The organism is Chitinophaga terrae (ex Kim and Jung 2007), from assembly GCF_900107795.1.
Taxonomy (GTDB): domain Bacteria; phylum Bacteroidota; class Bacteroidia; order Chitinophagales; family Chitinophagaceae; genus Chitinophaga; species Chitinophaga terrae.
Genome location: NZ_FNRL01000019.1, coordinates 82892 through 103967, shown reverse-complemented (window position 1 = coordinate 103967; position 21076 = coordinate 82892). Strand labels below are relative to the sequence as shown.

The following is a 21076-nucleotide window of genomic DNA, read 5'->3' as shown; positions in this document are numbered from 1 at the left end:
TATTTGGTGACAGGCGATCAATTTTTTCCAAAACGATGCCGGCCCCGAGAGTTAATGAGATGTAAAAATAAACTAATAAATCAATTAACTTATAAACAATTAAATTAACGTTGGGTTTCCTCGCGGCTTTCCCGTTGCCTCCCCCTTGCCCGGGAACAGAAAACAGCATCTTTTCATGCTTTTTATTCTCATACATTACCAATGGGAAACATGATCCAAATTGATTTAATATCTTTGACAAAAGTGCTAATCACTATGAATGAGCTTAAACTCCCCTTTAACGCAAGACTCACGTTCACCCTCTTCTCCATTATCCTTGTTATTTATATTGCCCACACCGGTAGCGGTATCATTGTTCCCATGACCTTTGCGACCCTGATAGCCATCATGTTGTTGCCGGTAGTATCCAGGCTGGAAAAATGGAAACTTCCCAGGGGAATAGCCGCTTTCCTGGCCGTATTGCTCTTTATCATAGGGATCAGCCTTGTAGCCCTGTTGCTGGGCCGCCAAATGGCCGCATTCATTTCGGATTTCCCCCAACTCGAACAAAAGCTTCTGGCATTTCTCAGCTCTACCCAGGAATGGGTGAACCTGAACTTTCATGTGGACTCCAGCACCCAGCTAAGCTACATTGAAAAAGCGCTGATGGGCACTTTGGGAACCGCCACCAGCTTCATCAGCCAGACATTCGTATCTGTATCTTCCCTGCTGATCTTTATCGTATTCATGTTCCTGTACGCTTTCTTCATCCTCTACTACCGCCGCCTGCTGGTCGCTTTCCTGGTGGCTATTTTTAAAGAGAAGCACAGGGAGAAACTCCTGAACGTAATTGCCAGCACCCGGAGTGTGATCAAAAGTTATCTGGGAGGATTGGTCATTGAAATGGTGATCGTAGCGGTACTTAACACGGTTACCTTCCTGATCCTGGGAATTAAATACGCTATTTTGCTGGGCGTAATGTCTGCTATCTTCAATATCATTCCATATGTAGGCATATTAACAGCCGCCATACTCAGCATCCTCGTAACCCTCGCTACAGGCGCGCCTATACAGGCTTTGCAGGCAGGCATCACCTTATTTCTTGTTCACCTGCTCGACAGCAACATCTTATTCCCAAGCATAGTTGGTTCCAAAGTACGCATCAACGCTCTTGTCACCATTATCGGCGTGGTATTGGGAAATATGCTGTGGGGCATTCCAGGCATGTTCCTCGCTATTCCTATCATCGCCATTATCAAGATAATATGCGTGAATATCCCTGAAGTACAGCCATGGGCGCTGTTGCTGGGCGATGAGGATTCGCATCACCGCGTTTATTCCAAAAAAGAAGTAGTGGCCGCACCACCGCCACCGCCGATCGATGAAAACCAGGAAAAAAAGATCTGACATAACAAAGGGCGGCTCCGCCATGCAGAACCGCCCTTTGTTATTCAACCCGTCTTATGCCTTCGCCGGGTCGCCGTTATCTCTTCTTGTGACGCTATGATAAGCCCAATAAAAAACAATAGGAAAAATAAACAGGTTAAAGAAGGTATCCGTAATTAACCCGCCTATCACCACCCTGGCTAAAGGCCGGGCGGTTTCTGAACCAATTCCTACGCTGGTTGCCGCCGGCAGCAACCCGATCGCCGCCATCATAGCCGTCATGATCACCGGGCGGATACGCGCCCCTACTCCATCCAATATAGCATGCGACAAACTGAAATTGGAATTATGCGTCATCGTTCGCATATTCGTCTTGAACTTCGATAACAGGATCACTCCATTCTGCACACAGATCCCAAACAGCGCAATAAACCCTATCCCTGCAGAAATACTGAAGTTCGTATGCGTCAACATCAGTGAGAAAATGCCTCCTATGATGGCGAACGGCACATTGTTCAGCACAAGCAGCGCATCTTTCACTTTGCCGAAAAGGATGAACAGGATAAGGAATATCAACAACAAGCTGATAGGCACTACCTGCATCAATCGTTTGGTTGCCCGCTCTTGGTTCTCGAAATCGCCCGCCCATTCAAGGTTATAGCCTTTGGGTAAAGTGATGGCCTTACCCACTTTATGCTGCGCCTCTGCAATGGTACTACCCAGATCCCTTCCCCGCACAGAGAATTTAATAGCTCCATACCGCATATGCTTGTCGCGGTAGATCATGCTGGGACCAACGATATACTGGATATCAGCAATCTCTTTCAACGGGATCTTATTGCCCCGCAATGTGGGAATAGACAGGTTGCCGATAGCGCTCTCGTTTTCCCTGAAGTTTTCAGGATACCTGATCCGCAGGTCAAAACTCTTCTCTCCTTCGTATATCCTTGTCACCGCCTTTCCTCCTATCGCCATTTCCACTACCGAGTTGGCATCTTCTGTCGTCACCCCATACAAGGCCATCTTCTGCTGATCCAGGTTAATGCGCAGCTCCGGCTGGCCCAGGTTGCGCAGGATACCCAGGTCTTCTATCCCATGCACTGTTTTCAATATCTTCTCTATCTCTTCTTCCTTCTCTTCTATCAGTTTAAAATCATCTCCAAACAACTTCACGACTATAGATCCTTTTACCCCCGATACCGCTTCTTCCACGTTATCCATAATAGGTTGGGAAAAGTTAAGCGTGATGCCCGGGATGCCTTCCAGCTTCTCATTCATTTTCTCGATCAGCCGGGCCTTCGACAACCGGCTTTTCCATTGCTTCTCGGGGTAAATATCTACATGGAATTCTACATTATAAAAGCCTGTAGCATCCGTACCGTCGTTAGGCCGGCCGGTTTGCGACAACACCTGTTTCACCTCGGGAAAGGTGAGCAGCTTCTTCCTGATATCATTGGCTATTTTCACCGATTCTTCCAGCGAAGTACTTAACGGGCCCGTAGCACGGATATAGATAGCCCCTTCGTTCAGCTGGGGAAGGAATTCTGTTCCCAGGAACTTAAAGCAGTAAAGACCTATCGCCAGCGCCACCATAGAAAGACTGAACACCAGCCTCCTGTGCCTGAAACAGTAATTGAAAATGCGCAACGTGGTACGCTGTATAAATTCCAGGAATGGATTGTGTTTTTCCCTGACATTCTTTCTCAACATTACGCTGGCCAGCGCCGGCACCAGTGTGAAGGTCAGTATCAGGGCCCCCAGGAGCGCAAATCCTAATGTCCAGGCCAGCGGCGAGAACATCTTTCCTTCTACCTTTTCAAAAGTGAAGATGGGTAATAAACCGGTGATGATGATCAATTTTGCAAAGAAGATGCCTTTGCCGTTTTCCATGCAGGCTTTGCGGATCATGCCCAGTTTACTGAGCTTATTGAACCGCTCCATCCCCACCTGGTGCGCCTTCCGGTCGAGCACCACGAAGATGCCCTCCATCATCACTACCGCTCCGTCTATGATGATCCCGAAATCGATCGCCCCCATCGACAGCAGGTTAGCGCTCATTCCTTTAAGCCGCAAACAGATAAAGGCAAACAATAATGCCAGCGGGATAACGATAGAAACAATAATGGTAGTACGCCAGTCGGCCATAAAGAGGAACACGATCACCGTTACAAAGATGATCCCCTCTATCATATTGTGCAATACCGTATGGGTACTGTATTCTATGAGGTCTTCGCGGTTATAGAAAGGTTTGATCTTCACATCCTCAGGCAACACCCGGCTGTTCAGTTCTGCTATTTTTTCCTTCAGCGCATCAATTACCACGGCAGGATTTTCTCCTTTCCGCATTACCACGATGCCTTCCACGGCGTCGTAGTCCGCGTCTCTGCCCACCTGGCCCAAACGCGGAAGCGAGGAGACCGTTACTTCCGCCACATCCCGCACCAGGATAGGCGATCCGTTGATGTGATCAACAATGATGTTTTTGATCTCATCTACATTGTTCAGGATACCTATACCTCTTACCACGTAGGCCTGCTCATTTTTAACGATCACGTCTCCGCCCACGTTGATATTGCTTTTAGAAAGCGCCTGGAACATTTCCTGGGCCGTAATATCGTATTGAATGGCTTTATCTGGATTGATGGTCACCTGGTAGATCTTCACTTCTCCCCCGAAGCTCACGATATCGGCTACGCCCGGAACTGCCAGCAGGTTGCGTTCTATCACCCAGTCCTGCAAGGTTTTCAGTTCCTGAACGGATAGTTGATTACTCTGCAGGGTATACCTGTAAATCTCCCCGGTGGGGCCATAAGGAGGTTCGATCTCGGGGTCTATTCCATCCGGGAGGTTGGCAGATGCGATGTTGTTATTGATCTGCTGCCTGGCGAAGGTATCGTTTACATCATCGTCGAAGATCACTTTTACAACGGAGAGTCCAAACAAGGAGGAAGACCGGATATGCGTTTTCTTTTGGGCCCTGTTCATGGCTATTTCTATAGGGCGGGTAACAAACTTCTCCACTTCTTCTGCGCTTCGCCCCGGCCATTGCGTGATGATGGTGACGGAGGTATTGGTTACATCCGGGAACGCATCTACGCCGATCTGCTTAAAACTGATGTATCCCGCAACTGCCAGCACCCCTGCCGCAAAAAATATAAAATACTTATGGATCAGCGAAAAGGCCAGCACCTTCTTAATAAACTTATTCATATAGTTGGGCTTTAGGTTATTGCTGATCTTTCAGCGTTTCGTAAATAAATACCTGGCGGGAAGCAATAACTTTGTCGCCCTCTTTAAGTCCTGAATAGATATAGGCCCTTCCTTCCACGGTTTTATCAATTTTCACTTCCTGGATCCTCACTCCCCTGGCGGTATCTGTTTTTACCAGTACATAATATTTGTCGTGGTCGAAGATGATGCCCCGCGAAGGGATGCTTACCACGTTGCTGTCTGTATGTCTTTTTGCTTTTACCCTCACAAACATTTCCGGCTTCAGCAGGTAATCGGGGTTATCAATGATCACTCTTGCTTTCATTACTTTATTGTCGGGATCCAGCACATTATAGATCTTGTTGATGGTGCCTGTAAAAGTTTTGTCGGGGTACGACAGGGTGCTCATTTGCACCTGGTCGCCTTCCCGGATGCTGGAAATATCCGATTCAAATACGTTGATCATTGCCCAGACATTGTGCAGGTCGGCCACTACAAAAATAGGATCGCTGTTATCCGGCCTCCATTGCATACTTTCAGCGGCTTTTTTGCTGATGATGAAACCTGGCACGGGGGCCGTCACCGCATACTTACCATAATGGTTGCCGCCATTAATATCCAGGATAGCTTTGGAACGTTTGAAATTCGCTTCCGCCTTATCATAGTTCCGCTTCGCCTCTTCATAGTCGCGTTGCGAGTTCAGACCGCTTTTATAGAACGATTCCGCAACTTCCAGGTCCCGTTTCGCCATTCTCATATCGTTGTCCGAAATCCTTTCGTCTGCTGTATAATTGGCCATTTCAGGGCTTTTGATAATTGCCAGCACCTGTCCCTTCTGCACGTAGTCGCCCGAGTGTACTTTTACCTCCGTCACAATGCCGCTCACCATAGGGAAGATACGCGCCGTCTTATCCTCGTTGGCGGAGATCTTGCCGGTAAGCAGGATTTCTGATTCCACCGACCTCGTTGTAGCCGTATCTACAACGAGCGTACGGAGCAGGGAATCGGTCAGCTTCCATTCAAAGGGTTGCTGGTCCGCATTCCTGCTGCCGCAGCCGTAACTAAACAGTAAAACAACAATTGTAGATATATAGTAGTATTGATTTTTGATCTGCATGCTAGAATATTTAATCAGGGATGAAATAGTTGTGAACCGGTGCTGTAGTTGATATTTTCCAGTGCGTGAAGCCTGTTGTATTTCAGCTCGTTCATTTTAAGCACATTGGAGCGGTAAGCGTCGTAGAGGTCCAGGAACTCCAGCAATCCCAGGTTCCTTGACTTGAAATTCTTTTCTACCTCCGTCATCATTTTCGTATAATCGTTTCCGAAATCCGGATCAAAATCTTCCAGCAGCTTTTCCGTACGGAGCGCCGATTCCAGGCTTAGCGCCACTTCGTGCGAGAGCTGATCTTCCTGCCCCTGCAGCTGCGCCTTGCTGCTTTCTGCCAGCGCTTTTGCGGTTTTTATGTTACCCTGGTTCCTGTTGAAGAAAGGTAAAGGCATGGATATATTCAAGCCGTTGTAATTCCTTTCGAAGTTGCCCTGCTTATCATAAGCAAAACCAACCTGCAGGTCGGGAACTGCCATTGCTTTTTGCAGGCGCAGGTTCAACTGGCTGTAGTTCACTGATTCCCGGGCTATTTTCAGGTCGTACCTGTTATGCCGGGCGGTATCCAGCAGCGCTTCGTAGCTGTATTGCAGTACGGGCGGTTTCCCTGTTTGTGCAGGCAACTCAGGTACGATATAAACAGTTGCGGGAATGCGGATCAACAGGGCCAGGTCGGAAACTGTTTGCCGGATATCTTCCTGCAGTTGCAACTGGTCATGTTGCAGGTCATAAAGCAATGACTTGATCCTGATCACTTCTTTGGGTGCGATGTTCCCGGATTCTTTCTGTTCTGTAAACGCTTTTACTACTTTTTGCAGGAAGGCGACCTGGTTTTGATAGGTAGATAGAGACTGTTGTTTATAATAGAGATCGTAGAAGTTATCGCGGAGCGAAAACCTGAGCGTACGCAGCAGGTCATAGAATTCGTATTCGCTCAGCTTTACCCCGCTCTGCGCCAGTTTCACGGCTTTATTGCGTTTACCCGCCAGTTTGATGAGTTGTTGTACCTGCAGGGTATTCTGCCCGGTATAACCGAGGTCGAACCACTTTTTCTCCGTATGGCTGTACAGCACATTTTCGAAGGTTACCTGCGGATTATCGTATAGCCGTGCGGTGATGATCCCCGCTTTTGCAGAGTCGATGCTATACTTCTGAACCAATAAGGGAATGTTCTTTTGCAACAGTTGTTGCTCGGCATCCGGAAGTGTAAGGTGCAGTGTGTCTGTTGTTTGCGCCCGGGCCTCAGACCTGAAGAGCACAGCAAACAGTACAAGGTAGGTACTTAATGCTAGTCTGGTGAACATACAATCGTTTTACGGTTGCAAAGATGACACCAGGCTATTAGCTGCCTATTAGAACCAGGTTAAAACAAAATTAGAATTTGAGATGCCTGGAGAAGAAGATATTAAAGGTGGTTCCCTGGTTTAATACGCTGCTGGCAGCGATGGTTGCGCGGTGTATCTGGAAGATCTTGCGCGACATGGAAAGCCCGATGCCATGCCCTTCAAACGAATGCGCGTTTTCGGCCCTGTAAAGGGGGAGGAAAATATTTTCCAGGTCTTCCGGTGCAATGCCTATACCACGGTCGCTGATCGACAATACAATCCCATCTTCCGTACAGGTTAACAAGGCAGTTACTTCCTGGTTGAAAGAAAACTTAAAGCCATTCCTGATGATATTCTGTAAAGCCACTACCAGCAAACGCCGGTTGCCGTAGATGCACAGCCGGTCTTCGTCTGCCGGCATGCCTGCCAGTTTTACGGTCAGCCTGGAAGGGGGATTAGCCGTCTTCCATTGGGCCTGTAGTTCCCAGAGCAATTCATCCAACCTGATCTTCTCAGCGTTTCCGCCGGTCAGGATAGAATCTATAGTGGTAAGCTGAAGCAGGCTATCGGTGATCACTTTTAGCTTTTCCGATTCTCCCAGTAAAGTATGCAGGGTTTCTTTATAGTATTCAATTTTCCGTTCATGCTGCAGCGTTACCTCAATTTCGCCGATAATGGTAGTAAGCGGAGTACGAAGTTCGTGCGAGGCATTGGATACAAAGGTGCGTTGCAGGTCAAAGGCCTGCTCGAGGTGTTGCAGCAGTCCGTTGAAGTTGGTAGCCAGTTCGGCGATCTCGTCTTTATTCTGACCGGCTTCCACACGCAGATGCAGGTTATTGCTCCTGATCTTCCTTACCTGCCTGTTGATCCCGTTGATAGGCGCCAGCGCTTTGGTAGCGTACCACTGGCCCATGAAGTAGGTGATCAGCAACGCTGCCAGCAACATAACGATCAGCATCCAGCGCAGGTACGCCAGTTGCTGAACGCCCATGCTGTTGCGGGCCGTGACGATCACTACAAAATCGCCCTGGTTGTCGGGGTAATAGATACCCAGGCCCAGTGTTTCTCCCTGTCTGAAGCGGTAGATCTCTTTTTTCCTGATGGTTTCGAGCAATGAAACAGGCCAGTTAAACCTGGATTGTTCTATGAATACGGGGTTGTTGTCCTGGTCATAAATGCTCCCGGATTCGTCAGGGATCTTTTCACGGTAGCTTTTCTCGATTTCCAGGAATTTCTTTTTCGTCAGTTCATCCTTTTCCAGGTAAACCTGGGCGGTAACAAGAGCCCGCATCTGCAACAGTTTATAAAAGCTGTTCTGTACAGAGTTGGCCGACAACAGGTATATCAGCAAAAACGCAATGCTCAGGATAATACCTGAAATCCAGGTAAACTGTAAGGATAAACGATGTTTTATTTTCATTTTTTCTCCTTCATGACATATCCCATACCCACTACGGTATGGATCAGTTTATCGCCGCTGAAACCTTTTTCAATTTTGTTCCGCAGGTAGTTAACATATACATCAATGGTATTGGTGCCGGTGTCGAATTCGAGTCCCCATACGGATTCGGCTATCAGGGCGCGGGACAGCACTTTGCCTGTATTTTTAAGGAATAGTTCCAGCAGGGAGTATTCTTTGGCTGTGAGTACGATCTCCTTCCCTTCCCTTGTTGCCAGTTTGGTTTGGGTATTCAACTGCAGGTCGGCTAACGACAGCACCGGTTCTTCCTTAAAATAAGGCGCCTGCCGGCGGGATAGCGCCTTTACTCTTGCTACCAGTTCAGAAAAATGAAACGGTTTGCCGAGATAATCATCAGCCCCGGCATTCAATCCGTCTACCACATCCTGCGTGGTGTTCAGCGCAGTGAGCATGAGGATAGGAGTACTTACATCCAGGGCCCGGAGGTTACGGCAGAGGGTGATGCCATTGATCCCGGCCATCATGATGTCCAGGATAATGAGGTCATGATCGTTTTCCAGGGCGGCCTGCTGGCCTGCAATAGCCGTATTGTACACGAACACCTGGTGATGATGCTCTTCCAGCCCCCGTTTGATAAAGGCGCCTACTTTTACTTCATCTTCAATTACCAGTATTTTCATATTCGATCCGATTGCCGCAAAAATAGGATAGTTTGAACCGGCATTGATTAAAGCGGGATTAAAATCGGCGGGGGCATGGACAATTTATTTATATCAGTTAGCTTTGCTGCTATCTAACCCGAAGAGATATTATCATGGATTTACCTGTTATCCGGACCGGAGAATTAATACTCAGACCTATTGAAGAGAAAGACACAGCGGCTATTTTCAAGTTGTTTTCAGATGAATCAGTGACCAGGTATATGGATATTGACGCCTTTTCAAATATTACCGAAGCCACTCATATTATCCAGTTTTTCAGGGAAAACCTGGAAAAGGGAGAAGGAATGCGTTGGGGGATAACATTGGAAGGCAGGGATGAAGTGATAGGCACCTGCGGTTATCACCGGATCAGCAAAACGCATTACAAAGCGGAAATGGGTTACGACCTGATGCCGGTTTACTGGGGTAAGGGGATTATGACAACGGCTATACAAGGCTTGTTGCAATATGGCTTTGAAGAGATGGAACTGAACAGGATAGAAGCCTTTGTAGATCCGGCTAATTCGGCATCTTCGCGGTTGTTGAAGCGATTGGGGTTTGAATATGAAGGATATTTGAGAGATGCATTTTTTGAGAAGGGGAAGTTTGTAGACGCGGAGCTATACAGCCGTTTGCGCCGCGACCATGCAAGAGAAGAGATTTTTTAACACGATACAGCATATGAGTTTACAGTTCAGGACGGCCACATTAGCGGATCTGCCGCGCATCGTCGAGATTTACAACAGTACGGTGCCGGGTAGAATGGTAACAGCAGATACCAGCCCGGTGAGCGTAGAAAGCCGTATCCCCTGGTTTGAAGCGCATGACGCCAGGAGGCCATTATGGATGATAGATAATGGAGAAGAAAATGTAGGCTGGATGAGTTTCCAGTCTTTTTACGGAAGACCAGCCTATAACGGAACTGTGGAACTGAGTATTTACCTGGCCGAATCTGCGAGGGGAAAAGGTTGGGGGAAAGAGATCCTGCGATATGCGATTGAAGTAGCGCCGAAATATGAAGTGCATACGTTGCTGGGGTTTATTTTCGCCCATAATGAACCCAGTATTAAATTGTTTGAGAGAACGGGGTTCAGGGAGTGGGCGAACCTGCCTGACGTAGCGGTGCTGGATGGCGTACCCAGAAGTTTAAAGATCCTTGGATATAAAATTTAGTTATGTGGTGGATATACGCATTGTTATCGGCCTTTTTCGCGGCCCTTACGGCGATCTTTGCCAAGATCGGGGTGGCCGATATTCCTTCTAACCTGGCAACGGCTATCAGGACCATCATTATCCTGGTTATGGCCTGGGCGATTGTACTGGCCAGGGGAGAATTGAAATCTGCCGGTGCGCTGACCAGGCATAGTATCCTGTTCCTCGTGTTATCAGGACTGGCAACGGGATGTTCCTGGATCTTTTATTTTAAGGCCCTGCAGGTAGGAGAAGTATCGAAAGTGGCGCCGGTAGACAAACTGAGCGTAGCTCTTACGATCATACTGGCGGCTGTTTTCCTGCAGGAGCATATAACGCTGAAAACGGCGGTAGGGGCCGGATTGATTATTGCCGGTACCCTGGTGTTGATATTAAAATAACGGGATCAGGGAGCCTGGATCTTGTATACGCATCTCCTGGCGCCGTTGATGATGTGCTCCATCCGGGAAACATTCAGCTCTTCACCGAGGATGTTCACGAATGTTCTCATTTCTGAGGTACAGATATTATCACATTCTGTGGCGGCGCAGCAGATCGGGCAGTGATTTTCTATAAAGTAGTAGGTATCTCCTTCTTTTCTCCATTCGGCCAGGTATCCTTCCGTAGAACGGATGGCCGCAAAGGAGGTAAGCCTGTTTTCCAGGCCGGTTACTCCGTCCAGGGCTTTACTGTATTTTTCGAACTGATTTTTTTCCCTGGCGTTCACTACATGTTCCAGGGCTTCTTTACCCAGTACATTTTTTATTGTTTGTATAAACTGGAGGGTGAGTTCGGTATGTGCGTCCGGGAAGCGGGCGTTACCGGCGGCGGTAAGGCTCCATTTCTGGACAGGGCGGCCTACGCCTTTAGAGATACTCTCGGCTTGCAGCAGACCTTCTTCTGCCAGTTTTAACAGTTGTAATCGGGCACCTTCGCTTGTAATACCCAATTCACTGGCCAGTTCGGCGGCAGACAGCGGTCCTTTGGTTTTGATCAGCGTCAAAAACCGGTCGGCAGCATTTCTGAGTCGTGATGGATAATTTTCCAAGTTCTTACTTGTTTTATTACACACGAATGTCGTAATTTTGTACCAGCTAAAAAAAAGATTTTGAGATTTTGGTGATTTTTGAGAGGGTTTTCATCAACATATAATCTCACAATCATTTTAATCTTAAAATATTAAATATTAATGAATGTTCTAATATTTAATGGTGCAATAGATGACAGGCCCTATGCGACCTCTAACAGGTTAGCCACTTACCTGGAAGAACAGTTCAGGGAAAGGGGATTTGACCCCACGGTTTTCAACCTGGGTTCGTCTCATATACCGATCTTTTCTTTAGAGGAATTGGCAAAGAAGCCGGAATCTGTAACAGAAATGTGTAATATATTCCGCCAGGCGGAATTGCACGTCTGGATGACGCCATTATACCACGGAGGCATGACAGGCGCCATGAAAAACTGTCTGGACTGGCTGGAGCTCACGAGTAAGTACGACCGTCCTTATTTAACCGGAAAGGTTGTAGCTTTGCTCTCTTGGGCAGACGGCACCCAGGCCATGCAGGGAATCAATGCGATGGATGCAGTGGCCAAGGCTTTGCGGGCATGGGTACTCCCCTACTCGCTGCCGATATTGAAAAACAATTTGTACGACCCGCAGACAAGCGAGTTTACAACGTTCTATAAAAGCAAGCTGGATACGATGGTGGATCTGCTTTGTGCAGCTAAATCGCATGTTACTGCAGGGATGATCACCAAACCGTAGCCATAGACAATATAAAAATTCTGAGTATGATAACCGTTTCAGAAAAAGCAGCATCATATATTAACGACCTGATGGTAAAAGAACATCATGAACCGGGCACTTTTGTTCGTGTTGGCGTAAAAGGTGGCGGATGTTCCGGGTTGGAATATGTGCTGAAATTTGAAAAAACTGAGGAAGAAGGCGACCAGGTATTTGAAGACAAGGGTATTAAGATCGTTGTTCAAATGAAAAGCCTGTTATACCTGTATGGTACAGAGCTGGATTATTCCGACGGATTGAATGGCAAAGGCCTTTTCTTCAATAACCCTAACGCAACCAGAACTTGTAGCTGCGGTGAAAGTTTTGCTGTCTGAGCAGGACGATGACCGGAGCGATCAAAACTTAAAACTTGTATGATCAACAGTAACGAAATAATAGATGATATAGCCAATAAGGAATATGAGTTTGGCTTTAGCACCGATATTGAAATGGAAATTGCGCCTCCCGGTTTAAACGAGGACATCATCCGTTTCATCTCGGCTAAAAAGAATGAGCCGGAGTGGCTTTTGGAATGGCGTCTGAAAGGGTTTGCTGCATTCAAGAAAATGGAGTTCCCCAAATGGCAGCACTTCAAAATGCCCGAACTTAATCTTCAGGCTGTATCCTATTATGCAGCGCCTCGCAAGAAGAAACAACTGAACAGCCTGGATGAAGTAGATCCTGAGCTGCTGGCTACATTCGAAAAACTGGGTATCCCGCTGAACGAACAGAAAGCATTGGCCGGTGTGGCAGTAGACGCAGTATTTGACAGCGTTTCCGTAGCTACTACCTTCAAAACAAAACTGAAAGAAATGGGCGTGATCTTCTGCTCTTTCGGTGAAGCCGTGCAGGAATATCCTGACCTGGTAAAAAAATACCTGGGCAGCGTGGTACCGCATACAGATAACATCTTTGCAGCCCTGAATTCGGCTGTTTTCTCTGACGGGTCATTCGTTTACATTCCAAAAGGCGTACGCTGCCCGATGGAACTGAGCACTTACTTCCGTATCAATGCCCAGAACACCGGACAATTCGAACGTACCCTGATCATTGCAGACGACAACAGCTATGTTAGCTACCTGGAAGGTTGTACTGCCCCGATGCGCGATGAAAATCAACTGCATGCGGCGGTAGTGGAACTGGTAGCGCTGGAACAGGCTGAGATCAAATACTCTACTGTACAGAACTGGTACCCTGGCGATAAAGACGGTAAAGGAGGTATTTACAACTTCGTTACCAAACGCGGTATCTGTAAAGGCGCCGGCAGCAAGATCTCCTGGACCCAGGTAGAAACAGGTTCTGCTATCACCTGGAAATATCCAAGCGTGATCCTCCAGGGAGATTATTCCGAAGGCGAATTTTACTCTGTTGCCGTAGTACGCAACAGGCAGATCGCAGATACCGGTACCAAGATCCATCATATTGGTAAAGGCACTAAAAGCCGTATCATTTCCAAAGGTATTTCTGCCGGCCATGGCGACAACAGTTACCGCGGACTGGTAGCAGTTGGACCCCGCGCAGAAAATGCCCGCAACTTCACCCAGTGCGATTCGCTGCTGATAGGCAATCAATGCGGTTCTCACACCTTCCCGTATATCGAGTCAAGGAACAAAACCGCTATGATCGAGCACGAAGCCACTACCTCCAAGATCGGGGAAGACCAGATCTTCTACCTGAACCAAAGAGGTATTGATACCGAGAAAGCAGTTGCGCTGATCGTAAACGGATACGTGAAGGAAGTGCTCAATCAATTACCAATGGAATTTGCGGTAGAAGCACAAAAATTATTATCAATCACATTAGAAGGAAGCGTTGGATAATTCATTATCCAATTACAAATACAGAACGAAATAAAAACAATCATGCTGACGATTAAAAATCTGCACGCAGAAGTAGAAGGAAAAAAGATTCTGAAAGGCATTAATCTCGAGATCAACAAAGGAGAAACACATGCCATCATGGGACCGAACGGCTCTGGTAAAAGCTCCCTGGCCTCTGTGCTGGCGGGCCGCGACAACTACACCGTAACAGAAGGTGAAGTTTGGTTCAATGGTAAAAACCTGTTGGAGTTATCCCCGGAAGACCGTGCCCGTGAAGGCGTATTCCTGGCGTTTCAATATCCTGTTGAAATCCCGGGCGTATCAAATCTTAACTTCCTTAAGACTGCGCTGAACGAGATCAGAACTTATAAAGGTCTTCCTCCCCTCGAAGCAAAAGAGTTCCTGAAACTCACCAAAGAAAAACAACAACTGGTTGACTTTCACTCAAACCTGATGAACCGTTCCCTGAACGAAGGATTCAGCGGCGGTGAAAAGAAACGTAACGAAATATTCCAGTTAGCGATGCTGGACCCTCAGCTCGCAATCCTGGATGAAACAGATTCCGGTCTGGACATCGATGCCCTCCGTATCGTTTCCAATGGCGTTAACAAACTGCGCGACGCCGAAAAATCATTTGTAGTAATTACTCACTACCAACGTTTGCTGGAATACATCATTCCTGACTTCGTACACGTACTTTACAATGGCCGTATCATTAAAACCGGTACCAAAGAACTGGCACTGGAGCTGGAAGAAAGGGGCTACGATTGGCTGAAAGAGGAATTACATTTGAAAGAATCTGTTTAAGAGTAATCAACGATTACTTTAACAAAAACTAGTTAGGAAGAATTATGACAAGCGATATGACATTGCCGTTTTACCAGGCGCTTACAGCAGATGTAACTGCACTCTCGGCCCAGCTTCCGCTGGCCGCAGACAACCTGCAAGACATCCGCCGCTCTGCCCTGGAGCGTTTTAAAGCCATCGGGCTGCCTACGCTGAAAACGGAAGAATGGCGTTTTACCAATATTCAGCGTTACCTGAAAGAATTCCCGTACGAACTCCAGCAAACACCGGTTGCCGTATCTGCGGACACCGTTGCCGCTGCTGCGATCCCGGGCCTGGACTGCTACCGCGCCGTATTGGTGAACGGTCATCTGCAAACCGAATTATCCGAATTGCCTGCCGGTAAAGGTATTATCATCGGTGCGCTGAGCGCTCATACAACCGCTCCGGGTTTCACCACCTGGTTCAACGAACAGCCTCACCTGGCCGAAGCCGTGCTGGCGCAGTTAAATACAGCCCTCTTTGCAGACGGCCTGTATATTGAACTGGCAGCCAACACCGTACTGGATAAACCGCTTCACCTGGTGAACGTATATACCAGCAACTCCCCTGCTTTCGTTCAGCCACGCCATTTATGGATCCTGAACAGAAGCGCCGCCGCTACCATTATCGAATCCACTGTGCATCCCGACAGCCAGGCTGTTACCTTTGCCAACAGTGTACTGGAAACAGTAGTAATGGATAACGCAGAACTCTGGCATTACAATGTTCAACTGGGGGCCGCCAACTTCCGCGAAGTGCATACAACCGCTACCCATCAACATAAAGATAGCCGTTATCATCACTTCAACTTTACATTACCGTCCACTCCTTTTACCCGCAACAACCTCAGCGTTGCTTTAAAAGGCAGTCATACGGAAACAAACCTGAAAGGATTCTACCTGGCTAACCAACACCAGCATGTAGACAATCATACTTTCATGGATCATATCATGCCTGACTGTTACAGCAACGAGCTGTATAAAGGAGTACTGCTGGATAATGCCAACGCAGTGTTCACAGGCAAGATCCTGGTACACCAGGAAGCTCAGAAAACAAACGCTTTCCAGCAGAATAACAACCTGCTGCTGGGCGATAAGGCAGATATCAACTCCCAGCCTCAGCTGGAGATCTATGCCGACGACGTAAAATGCAGTCACGGGTTCACCGCTGGCCAGTTCAGTGAAGAATCCATGTTCTACCTGCGTTCAAGAGGTATAGGAGAAGATGCTGCAAAAGCACTGATGGTAAATGCATTCTCTCATGATATCACCAGTGAAGTAAATGTGCCTGAACTGCAACAACAATTGCAGGCTCAGATTGCGGGAATCATGAATAACTAAACGACAATGGAACAAATTGCTAACATAGTGGCCGGACTTGATGTAGAAAAGGTAAGAAAAGATTTTCCTATCCTTGGTACACAGGTTCATGGCAAGCCTTTGGTATACTTCGATAATGGTGCTACCACCCAGAAGCCTCAGGTAGTAATAGATGCGGAAGCTCGTTATTATGAAAACTATAATAGCAATGTTCACCGTGGGGTTCACCATCTGAGCCAGGTAGCTACCAATGCTTATGAACAGGCCAGGCAAACAGTGGCCAGCTTCATCAATGCAGCTCATTCTCATGAGATCATCTTCACCAAAGGAACAACAGACGGTATCAACCTCGTTGCCAACGCCATGAGCCGCCGCTTCCTGAAAGCCGGCGATACCGTGATCATTTCCGCTATGGAACACCATAGCAATATTGTTCCCTGGCAGATTGCCTGCGAAGATAACGGAGCTACCCTGAAAGTGATCCCTATCAACGAAAAAGGAGAACTGCAAATGGAGGCTTTCAAAGCCATGCTGGACGAAACCGTGAAGATCGTTGCGGTTACCTACGTTTCCAACACCATGGGCACTATCAATCGCGTTGAAGAGATCATTGAATTAGCGCATGCAAAAAATATCCCTGTACTGATAGATGCAGCACAGGCTATTCAGCATATCAGCATTGATGTTCAGGCCCTGAAGCCCGACTTCCTTGCCTTCTCCGGCCATAAGATCTACGGTCCTACCGGTACCGGGGTTTTATACGGAACTACCGAATGGCTGAATAAACTGCCCCCTTACCAGGGTGGCGGGGATATGATCAAGACCGTAACTTTTGCAAAGACCACTTACAATGAACTGCCCTATAAATTTGAAGCAGGAACGCCTAATATAGCCGGCGCAATCGCTTTAGCGGCAGGCATTGAATACCTGCAGGGGTTAGGACTTGAAAAAGTACAGCAATACGAAGAAGAGTTAATGACCTACGCGTTGCAGGAACTCAGGAAAATTGACGGGCTCAGGTTGATAGGCGACGCCGCACACAGAAGTGGCGCTATCTCCTTCCTCGTTCATAATATCCACCCGTTTGATATGGGCGAGTTGCTGGATCAGCAGGGTATTGCTGTAAGAACAGGACATCACTGTACCGAACCCCTCATGGATCTGTTCAGGATCCCGGGAACTGTACGTGCTTCCCTTTCTTTTTATAATACCAAAGAAGAAGTAGACAAGCTGGTAGCAGGCGTTAAAAGAGCCGCTTCCATGCTTTTGTAAAAAAGGCGAATATGACGATTAAGGAAATACAGGAAGATATTATTTCAGACTTTTCGATGATGGGCAACTGGGAGGATAAATATGAATATATCATCCAACTGGGTAAGGAATTGCCGCTCATCCCCGAAGAATTCAAAACCCCCGATAATCTTATCAAGGGTTGCCAATCCAGGGTTTGGCTGCATACAGAACTGAAAGACGGCAAACTTTATTTTACCGCCGACAGCGATGCAGTGATCACCAAAGGATTAGTAAGCCTGATGATCCATGTACTTTCCGGTCATACGCCCCAGGATATTGCAACAGCGGATATTTTTTTCATCGACGCCATAGGACTGAGCAGCCATCTCTCTCCTACCCGCTCCAACGGGTTACTGAGCATGCTGAAACAAATGAAGCTCTATGCAATTGCCTATCAAGCTAAAATTAACCAGCAATGAGTGAAGCTGAATTAAGAGAAGAAATAATAGCGCAGTTAAAAACGGTTTATGATCCTGAGATCCCCGTGAATATCTGGGAACTGGGCCTCGTTTACGCTATTAAGATCAAAGAAGACAACCGCATTGGCATTGATATGACGCTCACTGCGCCGGGTTGCCCTGTAGCCGGGGATATTATCCGGGAAGTAGATGAAAAAATCCGGAACATTGAAAGCGTTTCGGAAGTTGATGTTCATCTGACCTTTGACCCGCCATGGACTAAAGAAATGATGAGCGAAGAAGCCCGCCTCGAACTGGGATTCCTTTGATTATTCACTGATTTTTTTCATAAAATAAAAGCCAAATACCAAATACACTGCGTAGTGAATTTGGATATTTGGCTTTTATTTTATGAAACATTTATTTTGTGATATCATTCATTAATAATAAAACAGTTCGATTTTTTTGTTTTGCTGCGAAAGGAGATCGCTATGCCAGTTCACCCATACTTTCTGCCTTACAAATTCAAAAGATCAACATTAAGTTATGTTAAACCTGTCTGATGACCAAGTGCTGGCATTAGCACCTGACGACTCATCCCGCAAATCAGGGAAAGACCTGGCCAACCCGGCCAAATGGGTCAGCAAAGGCGTCAATGAACTTGCCCTCTGGGGCGAATGCCAGGGAAGTGGAAGCAAGCCATATCAAACCCAGGTGGATACCATTAATATGGCCTTCAAATGCAGTTGCCCAAGCCGCAAATTCCCCTGTAAACATAGTCTGGGACTGATGCTGTTGTATGCGCGCCAGCCCGGAACCTTCACCGATAATACTCCACCTGCCTGGGTAAGCGAATGGCTTTCCAAAAGGGCGGTGAAAGAAGAGAAAAAAACAGCCCCCGACAAAGCCCCTGATGCTGAAGCCCAGGCCAAACGCCAGCAGGCCCGTATCCGGAAAGTACAGGACGGGATAGAAGAACTTACCCAATGGCTGAAAGACATTGTCAGGAACGGGATCATCGATCTCCCCGAGAAAGACTATTCGTTCTTCGACAATATCAGCAAACGAATGATAGACGCCCAGGCGCCGGGACTTTCCAATATGGTGAAAGAACTCTCCGAAGCAGGCTTCTACCAGGAAGGCTGGCAATCTCCCTTCCTGGAAAAACTGGCCCGCCTGTACCTGACCATCCAGGGCTTTAAACGGCTGGACCTCCTCCCCTCCGCACTGCAACAGGATATCCGTACATTGATCGGCTTCCCCGTGTCGCAGGACGAACTGAAAGAACAAACCGGCATCACCGACTCCTGGCTGATACTGGGCAAACAAAGCACGGAAGAAGACCGGCTGATCTCCGAACGGTATTGGCTATACGGACAAAGGTCGTCGCGCCCCGCACTGGTATTGCAGTTCTATATGCGCAACCAGGGCTTGCCGCCACTGACGCTGCTGCCCGGCGCCACTATCAATGCAGAACTGGTGTTCTACCCTTCTGCTTCCCCGTTAAGAGCATTGATCAAACAATACACTACCGTTCCCGCCGCTACCCCATTCAAAGGACATAGCAACTGGGAAGAGCTGATGAACGCGCAAACCGCCATCAGCGAGGTACTTCCCGTTTATAACGAGCAGGTATATACGATAGACCACCTGTCGCCGGTCTGGCACCAGTCGCAATGGTGGCTGCAAGACAAACAGGAAATGCTGATGCCCGTAAAGAAAGACTTTGCGGATATCTGGAAACTGCTGGCTATCGGCGGAGGACAACCCTTACCAATGGCAGTAGTAGGAAAAGGAATGGAATACCAACCCATCGGGGTATGGATTAACGAGGAATACAACTTACTATAATGGACCAGTGGAATAATATAGTGAATATAGGATTGCTGGGCACCGGGCGGAAAACGCCCGCCCCGCAGGACTTCCAGGAGCCGCTGCAGGCGCCTGCCCAACAGATCCTGGATAACGCGGGAACCGACAGGGAAGAACAATTCCTTCAACTGGCCGCCCTTAGCTTTGGTTACCGGCAAAGCGGCATGCAGGCGGTAAAAGCTGCCGTTACGCCCTTGCCCGCGTGCAAACCGGAAGTGAAACCATACTGCTCCCCTGCCGCTATTGCCGCGTTGAAACAGGTAATGGACATAGAAAGCATTCCTTTATTGCAAAAATGGCTGGAATACTGCGTTGCACAACAGGTGCTTATTCCTCCCGCCATCTTGCCAACGTTGCTGGATAAAGCATGGAAATATAAATCGCTCCGCACCCTGGTAGCCGCAGCAGGCGGACACCGGGCCGAATGGTTAGGGCAGCTGAACAACGACTGGAACTTCTCCAGGGTAGTGGAAACACCGCAGGACAAATGGGAGAACGGCGCAACCGCTCAACGGGTGGAAGTATTAAAAGAAATGCGTTTAACCGATCCCGTTACCGCCCTTAGCTGGTTGCAGGAAACCTGGTCGAAAGAAAGCGCCGGTGTTAAAACAGAATTCCTGAACGCTATTGAACCAACCATCCGGGAAACAGATACAGACTGGCTGGAAACGTTGGTGAACGAAAGAAGCAAACAGGTAAAAGACCAGGCGCTTAAACTGTTGAAAAAGCTCCCTTCCTCTTCCTGGCATGCGAAGTATTGGGATATTGTTTCAACTGCCATCCGGGTAGATGGAAATAACGTAACCATTTCATTGCCGCCTATCGACGACAGCATTTTCCAAAGCGGGATAGATAAGCTCAGCAACGACAGGAAAATAAGCGACGAAACGTATATCCTGTACCAGCTGATAGAGTTGATACACCCCTCTTATTGGGAAAAATTCCTGGACAGAACAGCTGCGGAAGCGATCAGCTTTTTCAGCGAACACCCGGCCTTACAGGCTTTTATTCCGGCCCTGATACAGGCTACCGCCTGGTTTAAATACCAGCCATGGGCACAGGCGCTCATGCAGAACAGTGAAGTATGTCATATCGAGATACTGCCGCTGTTGCCGGCAGCACAACAACAGGCGGTATGCGAGCAGTTCTTTGATCAGCAGCAGGAGGCGATCACCCGGTGCGCCGGCGATTTCACTACTCAGTGGAGTTTTACACTGGCGAAGCAGATACTCAGCTTTGCCGCTACCCAACCTTATGTATACAACCAAACTTACATGAATAATGTCATCCATCTTATACCGGTGAAGATCGCCGACACGCTGGACGACATACAAGCTCCCGATAACTGGCAAACCGGCTACTGGAGCAATATTAAAACTCACCTGCGTAAACTGCTGCAAGTAAAAAAACAGGTAGAATCACTTTCATCAATTTGATTAATCT

20 protein-coding genes are annotated in these 21076 nt (G+C 47.7%); 14 read left to right on the top strand and 6 right to left on the bottom strand.

Going from position 1 to position 21076, the window contains the following annotated elements; genetic code table 11:
* Positions 1–255: 255 nt before the first annotated feature.
* Entirely contained in the window at positions 256–1386 is a 1131-nt protein-coding gene (locus tag BLV62_RS19090) for an AI-2E family transporter (RefSeq protein ID WP_168927910.1), read from the top strand.
* A 54-nt stretch (positions 1387–1440) separates the two neighbouring features.
* Here the strand turns inward: BLV62_RS19090 and BLV62_RS19085 are convergent, their stop codons facing one another.
* The 5 genes from BLV62_RS19085 to BLV62_RS19065 form a co-directional block, all read right to left on the bottom strand.
* A complete protein-coding gene (locus tag BLV62_RS19085) occupies positions 1441–4575 on the bottom strand; it encodes an efflux RND transporter permease subunit (protein WP_089763567.1) in 3135 nt (1044 codons plus the stop codon).
* Between the two features lie 16 nt (positions 4576–4591).
* Positions 4592–5692: an efflux RND transporter periplasmic adaptor subunit gene (locus tag BLV62_RS19080; RefSeq protein WP_089763566.1), complete on the bottom strand. Its 1101-nt coding sequence runs from the start codon at positions 5690–5692 to the stop codon at positions 4592–4594.
* A 14-nt stretch (positions 5693–5706) separates the two neighbouring features.
* Positions 5707–6987 carry a TolC family protein gene (locus BLV62_RS19075; RefSeq protein WP_089763565.1) on the bottom strand — a complete coding sequence of 427 codons (1281 nt, stop codon included), beginning with the start codon at positions 6985–6987 and terminating at the stop codon, positions 5707–5709.
* A gap of 70 nt (positions 6988–7057) precedes the next feature.
* Positions 7058–8428 carry a sensor histidine kinase gene (locus BLV62_RS19070; RefSeq protein ID WP_089763564.1) on the bottom strand — a complete coding sequence of 457 codons (1371 nt, stop codon included), beginning with the start codon at positions 8426–8428 and terminating at the stop codon, positions 7058–7060.
* The gene (locus BLV62_RS19065; protein WP_089763563.1) at positions 8425–9108 is read right to left on the bottom strand and encodes a response regulator transcription factor; all 684 of its coding nucleotides are present in this window, start codon (positions 9106–9108) and stop codon (positions 8425–8427) included. The genes BLV62_RS19070 and BLV62_RS19065 overlap by 4 nt, the downstream gene beginning before the upstream one ends.
* A gap of 134 nt (positions 9109–9242) precedes the next feature.
* Between BLV62_RS19065 and BLV62_RS19060 the strand changes: the two genes are divergently transcribed.
* From BLV62_RS19060 to BLV62_RS19050, 3 genes are read left to right on the top strand one after another with little or no spacing between them, the layout of a single operon-like run.
* Complete coding sequence (locus tag BLV62_RS19060; RefSeq protein WP_089763562.1) at positions 9243–9797, top strand: GNAT family N-acetyltransferase; 555 nt, start codon at positions 9243–9245, stop codon at positions 9795–9797.
* A 13-nt stretch (positions 9798–9810) separates the two neighbouring features.
* Entirely contained in the window at positions 9811–10302 is a 492-nt protein-coding gene (locus BLV62_RS19055) for a GNAT family N-acetyltransferase (protein ID WP_089763561.1), read from the top strand.
* 2 nt (positions 10303–10304) lie between these two features.
* Entirely contained in the window at positions 10305–10721 is a 417-nt protein-coding gene (locus tag BLV62_RS19050) for an EamA family transporter (RefSeq protein ID WP_089763560.1), read from the top strand.
* A 5-nt stretch (positions 10722–10726) separates the two neighbouring features.
* Here BLV62_RS19050 and BLV62_RS19045 read toward each other — a convergent pair whose 3' ends face one another.
* Positions 10727–11368: a helix-turn-helix transcriptional regulator gene (locus BLV62_RS19045; RefSeq protein WP_089763559.1), complete on the bottom strand. Its 642-nt coding sequence runs from the start codon at positions 11366–11368 to the stop codon at positions 10727–10729.
* Positions 11369–11509: 141 nt separating this feature from the next.
* On the opposite strand from BLV62_RS19045, the gene BLV62_RS19040 reads away from it, so the two are divergent.
* The 10 genes from BLV62_RS19040 to BLV62_RS18995 all read left to right on the top strand — a co-directional run bounded on the left by BLV62_RS19040 (position 11510) and on the right by BLV62_RS18995 (position 21069).
* On the top strand, positions 11510–12085 hold the full coding sequence (locus tag BLV62_RS19040; RefSeq protein WP_089763558.1) for an NADPH-dependent FMN reductase: 576 nt from the start codon (positions 11510–11512) through the stop codon (positions 12083–12085).
* A gap of 26 nt (positions 12086–12111) precedes the next feature.
* Entirely contained in the window at positions 12112–12438 is a 327-nt protein-coding gene (locus BLV62_RS19035) for a HesB/IscA family protein (protein WP_089763557.1), read from the top strand.
* Positions 12439–12477: 39 nt separating this feature from the next.
* Positions 12478–13923, top strand: coding sequence for a Fe-S cluster assembly protein SufB (sufB, locus tag BLV62_RS19030; protein WP_089763556.1), 1446 nt, complete (start codon positions 12478–12480; stop codon positions 13921–13923).
* Between the two features lie 42 nt (positions 13924–13965).
* Complete coding sequence (sufC, locus tag BLV62_RS19025) at positions 13966–14730, top strand: Fe-S cluster assembly ATPase SufC (RefSeq protein WP_089763555.1); 765 nt, start codon at positions 13966–13968, stop codon at positions 14728–14730.
* 44 nt (positions 14731–14774) lie between these two features.
* On the top strand, positions 14775–16091 hold the full coding sequence (gene sufD, locus BLV62_RS19020; RefSeq protein ID WP_089763554.1) for a Fe-S cluster assembly protein SufD: 1317 nt from the start codon (positions 14775–14777) through the stop codon (positions 16089–16091).
* Between the two features lie 6 nt (positions 16092–16097).
* On the top strand, positions 16098–17342 hold the full coding sequence (locus BLV62_RS19015) for an aminotransferase class V-fold PLP-dependent enzyme (RefSeq protein WP_089763553.1): 1245 nt from the start codon (positions 16098–16100) through the stop codon (positions 17340–17342).
* An 11-nt stretch (positions 17343–17353) separates the two neighbouring features.
* Positions 17354–17782, top strand: coding sequence for a SufE family protein (locus BLV62_RS19010; protein WP_089763552.1), 429 nt, complete (start codon positions 17354–17356; stop codon positions 17780–17782).
* Complete coding sequence (locus BLV62_RS19005; protein ID WP_089763551.1) at positions 17779–18090, top strand: DUF59 domain-containing protein; 312 nt, start codon at positions 17779–17781, stop codon at positions 18088–18090. The genes BLV62_RS19010 and BLV62_RS19005 overlap by 4 nt, the downstream gene beginning before the upstream one ends.
* A 217-nt stretch (positions 18091–18307) precedes the next feature.
* Positions 18308–19612: an SWIM zinc finger family protein gene (locus BLV62_RS19000; protein WP_089763550.1), complete on the top strand. Its 1305-nt coding sequence runs from the start codon at positions 18308–18310 to the stop codon at positions 19610–19612.
* Positions 19612–21069 (top strand): DUF5691 domain-containing protein, encoded by a 1458-nt coding sequence (locus BLV62_RS18995; protein WP_089763549.1) that lies wholly within the window; start codon positions 19612–19614, stop codon positions 21067–21069. Before BLV62_RS19000 ends, BLV62_RS18995 begins: the two co-directional genes overlap by 1 nt.
* Positions 21070–21076: the final 7 nt, after the last annotated feature.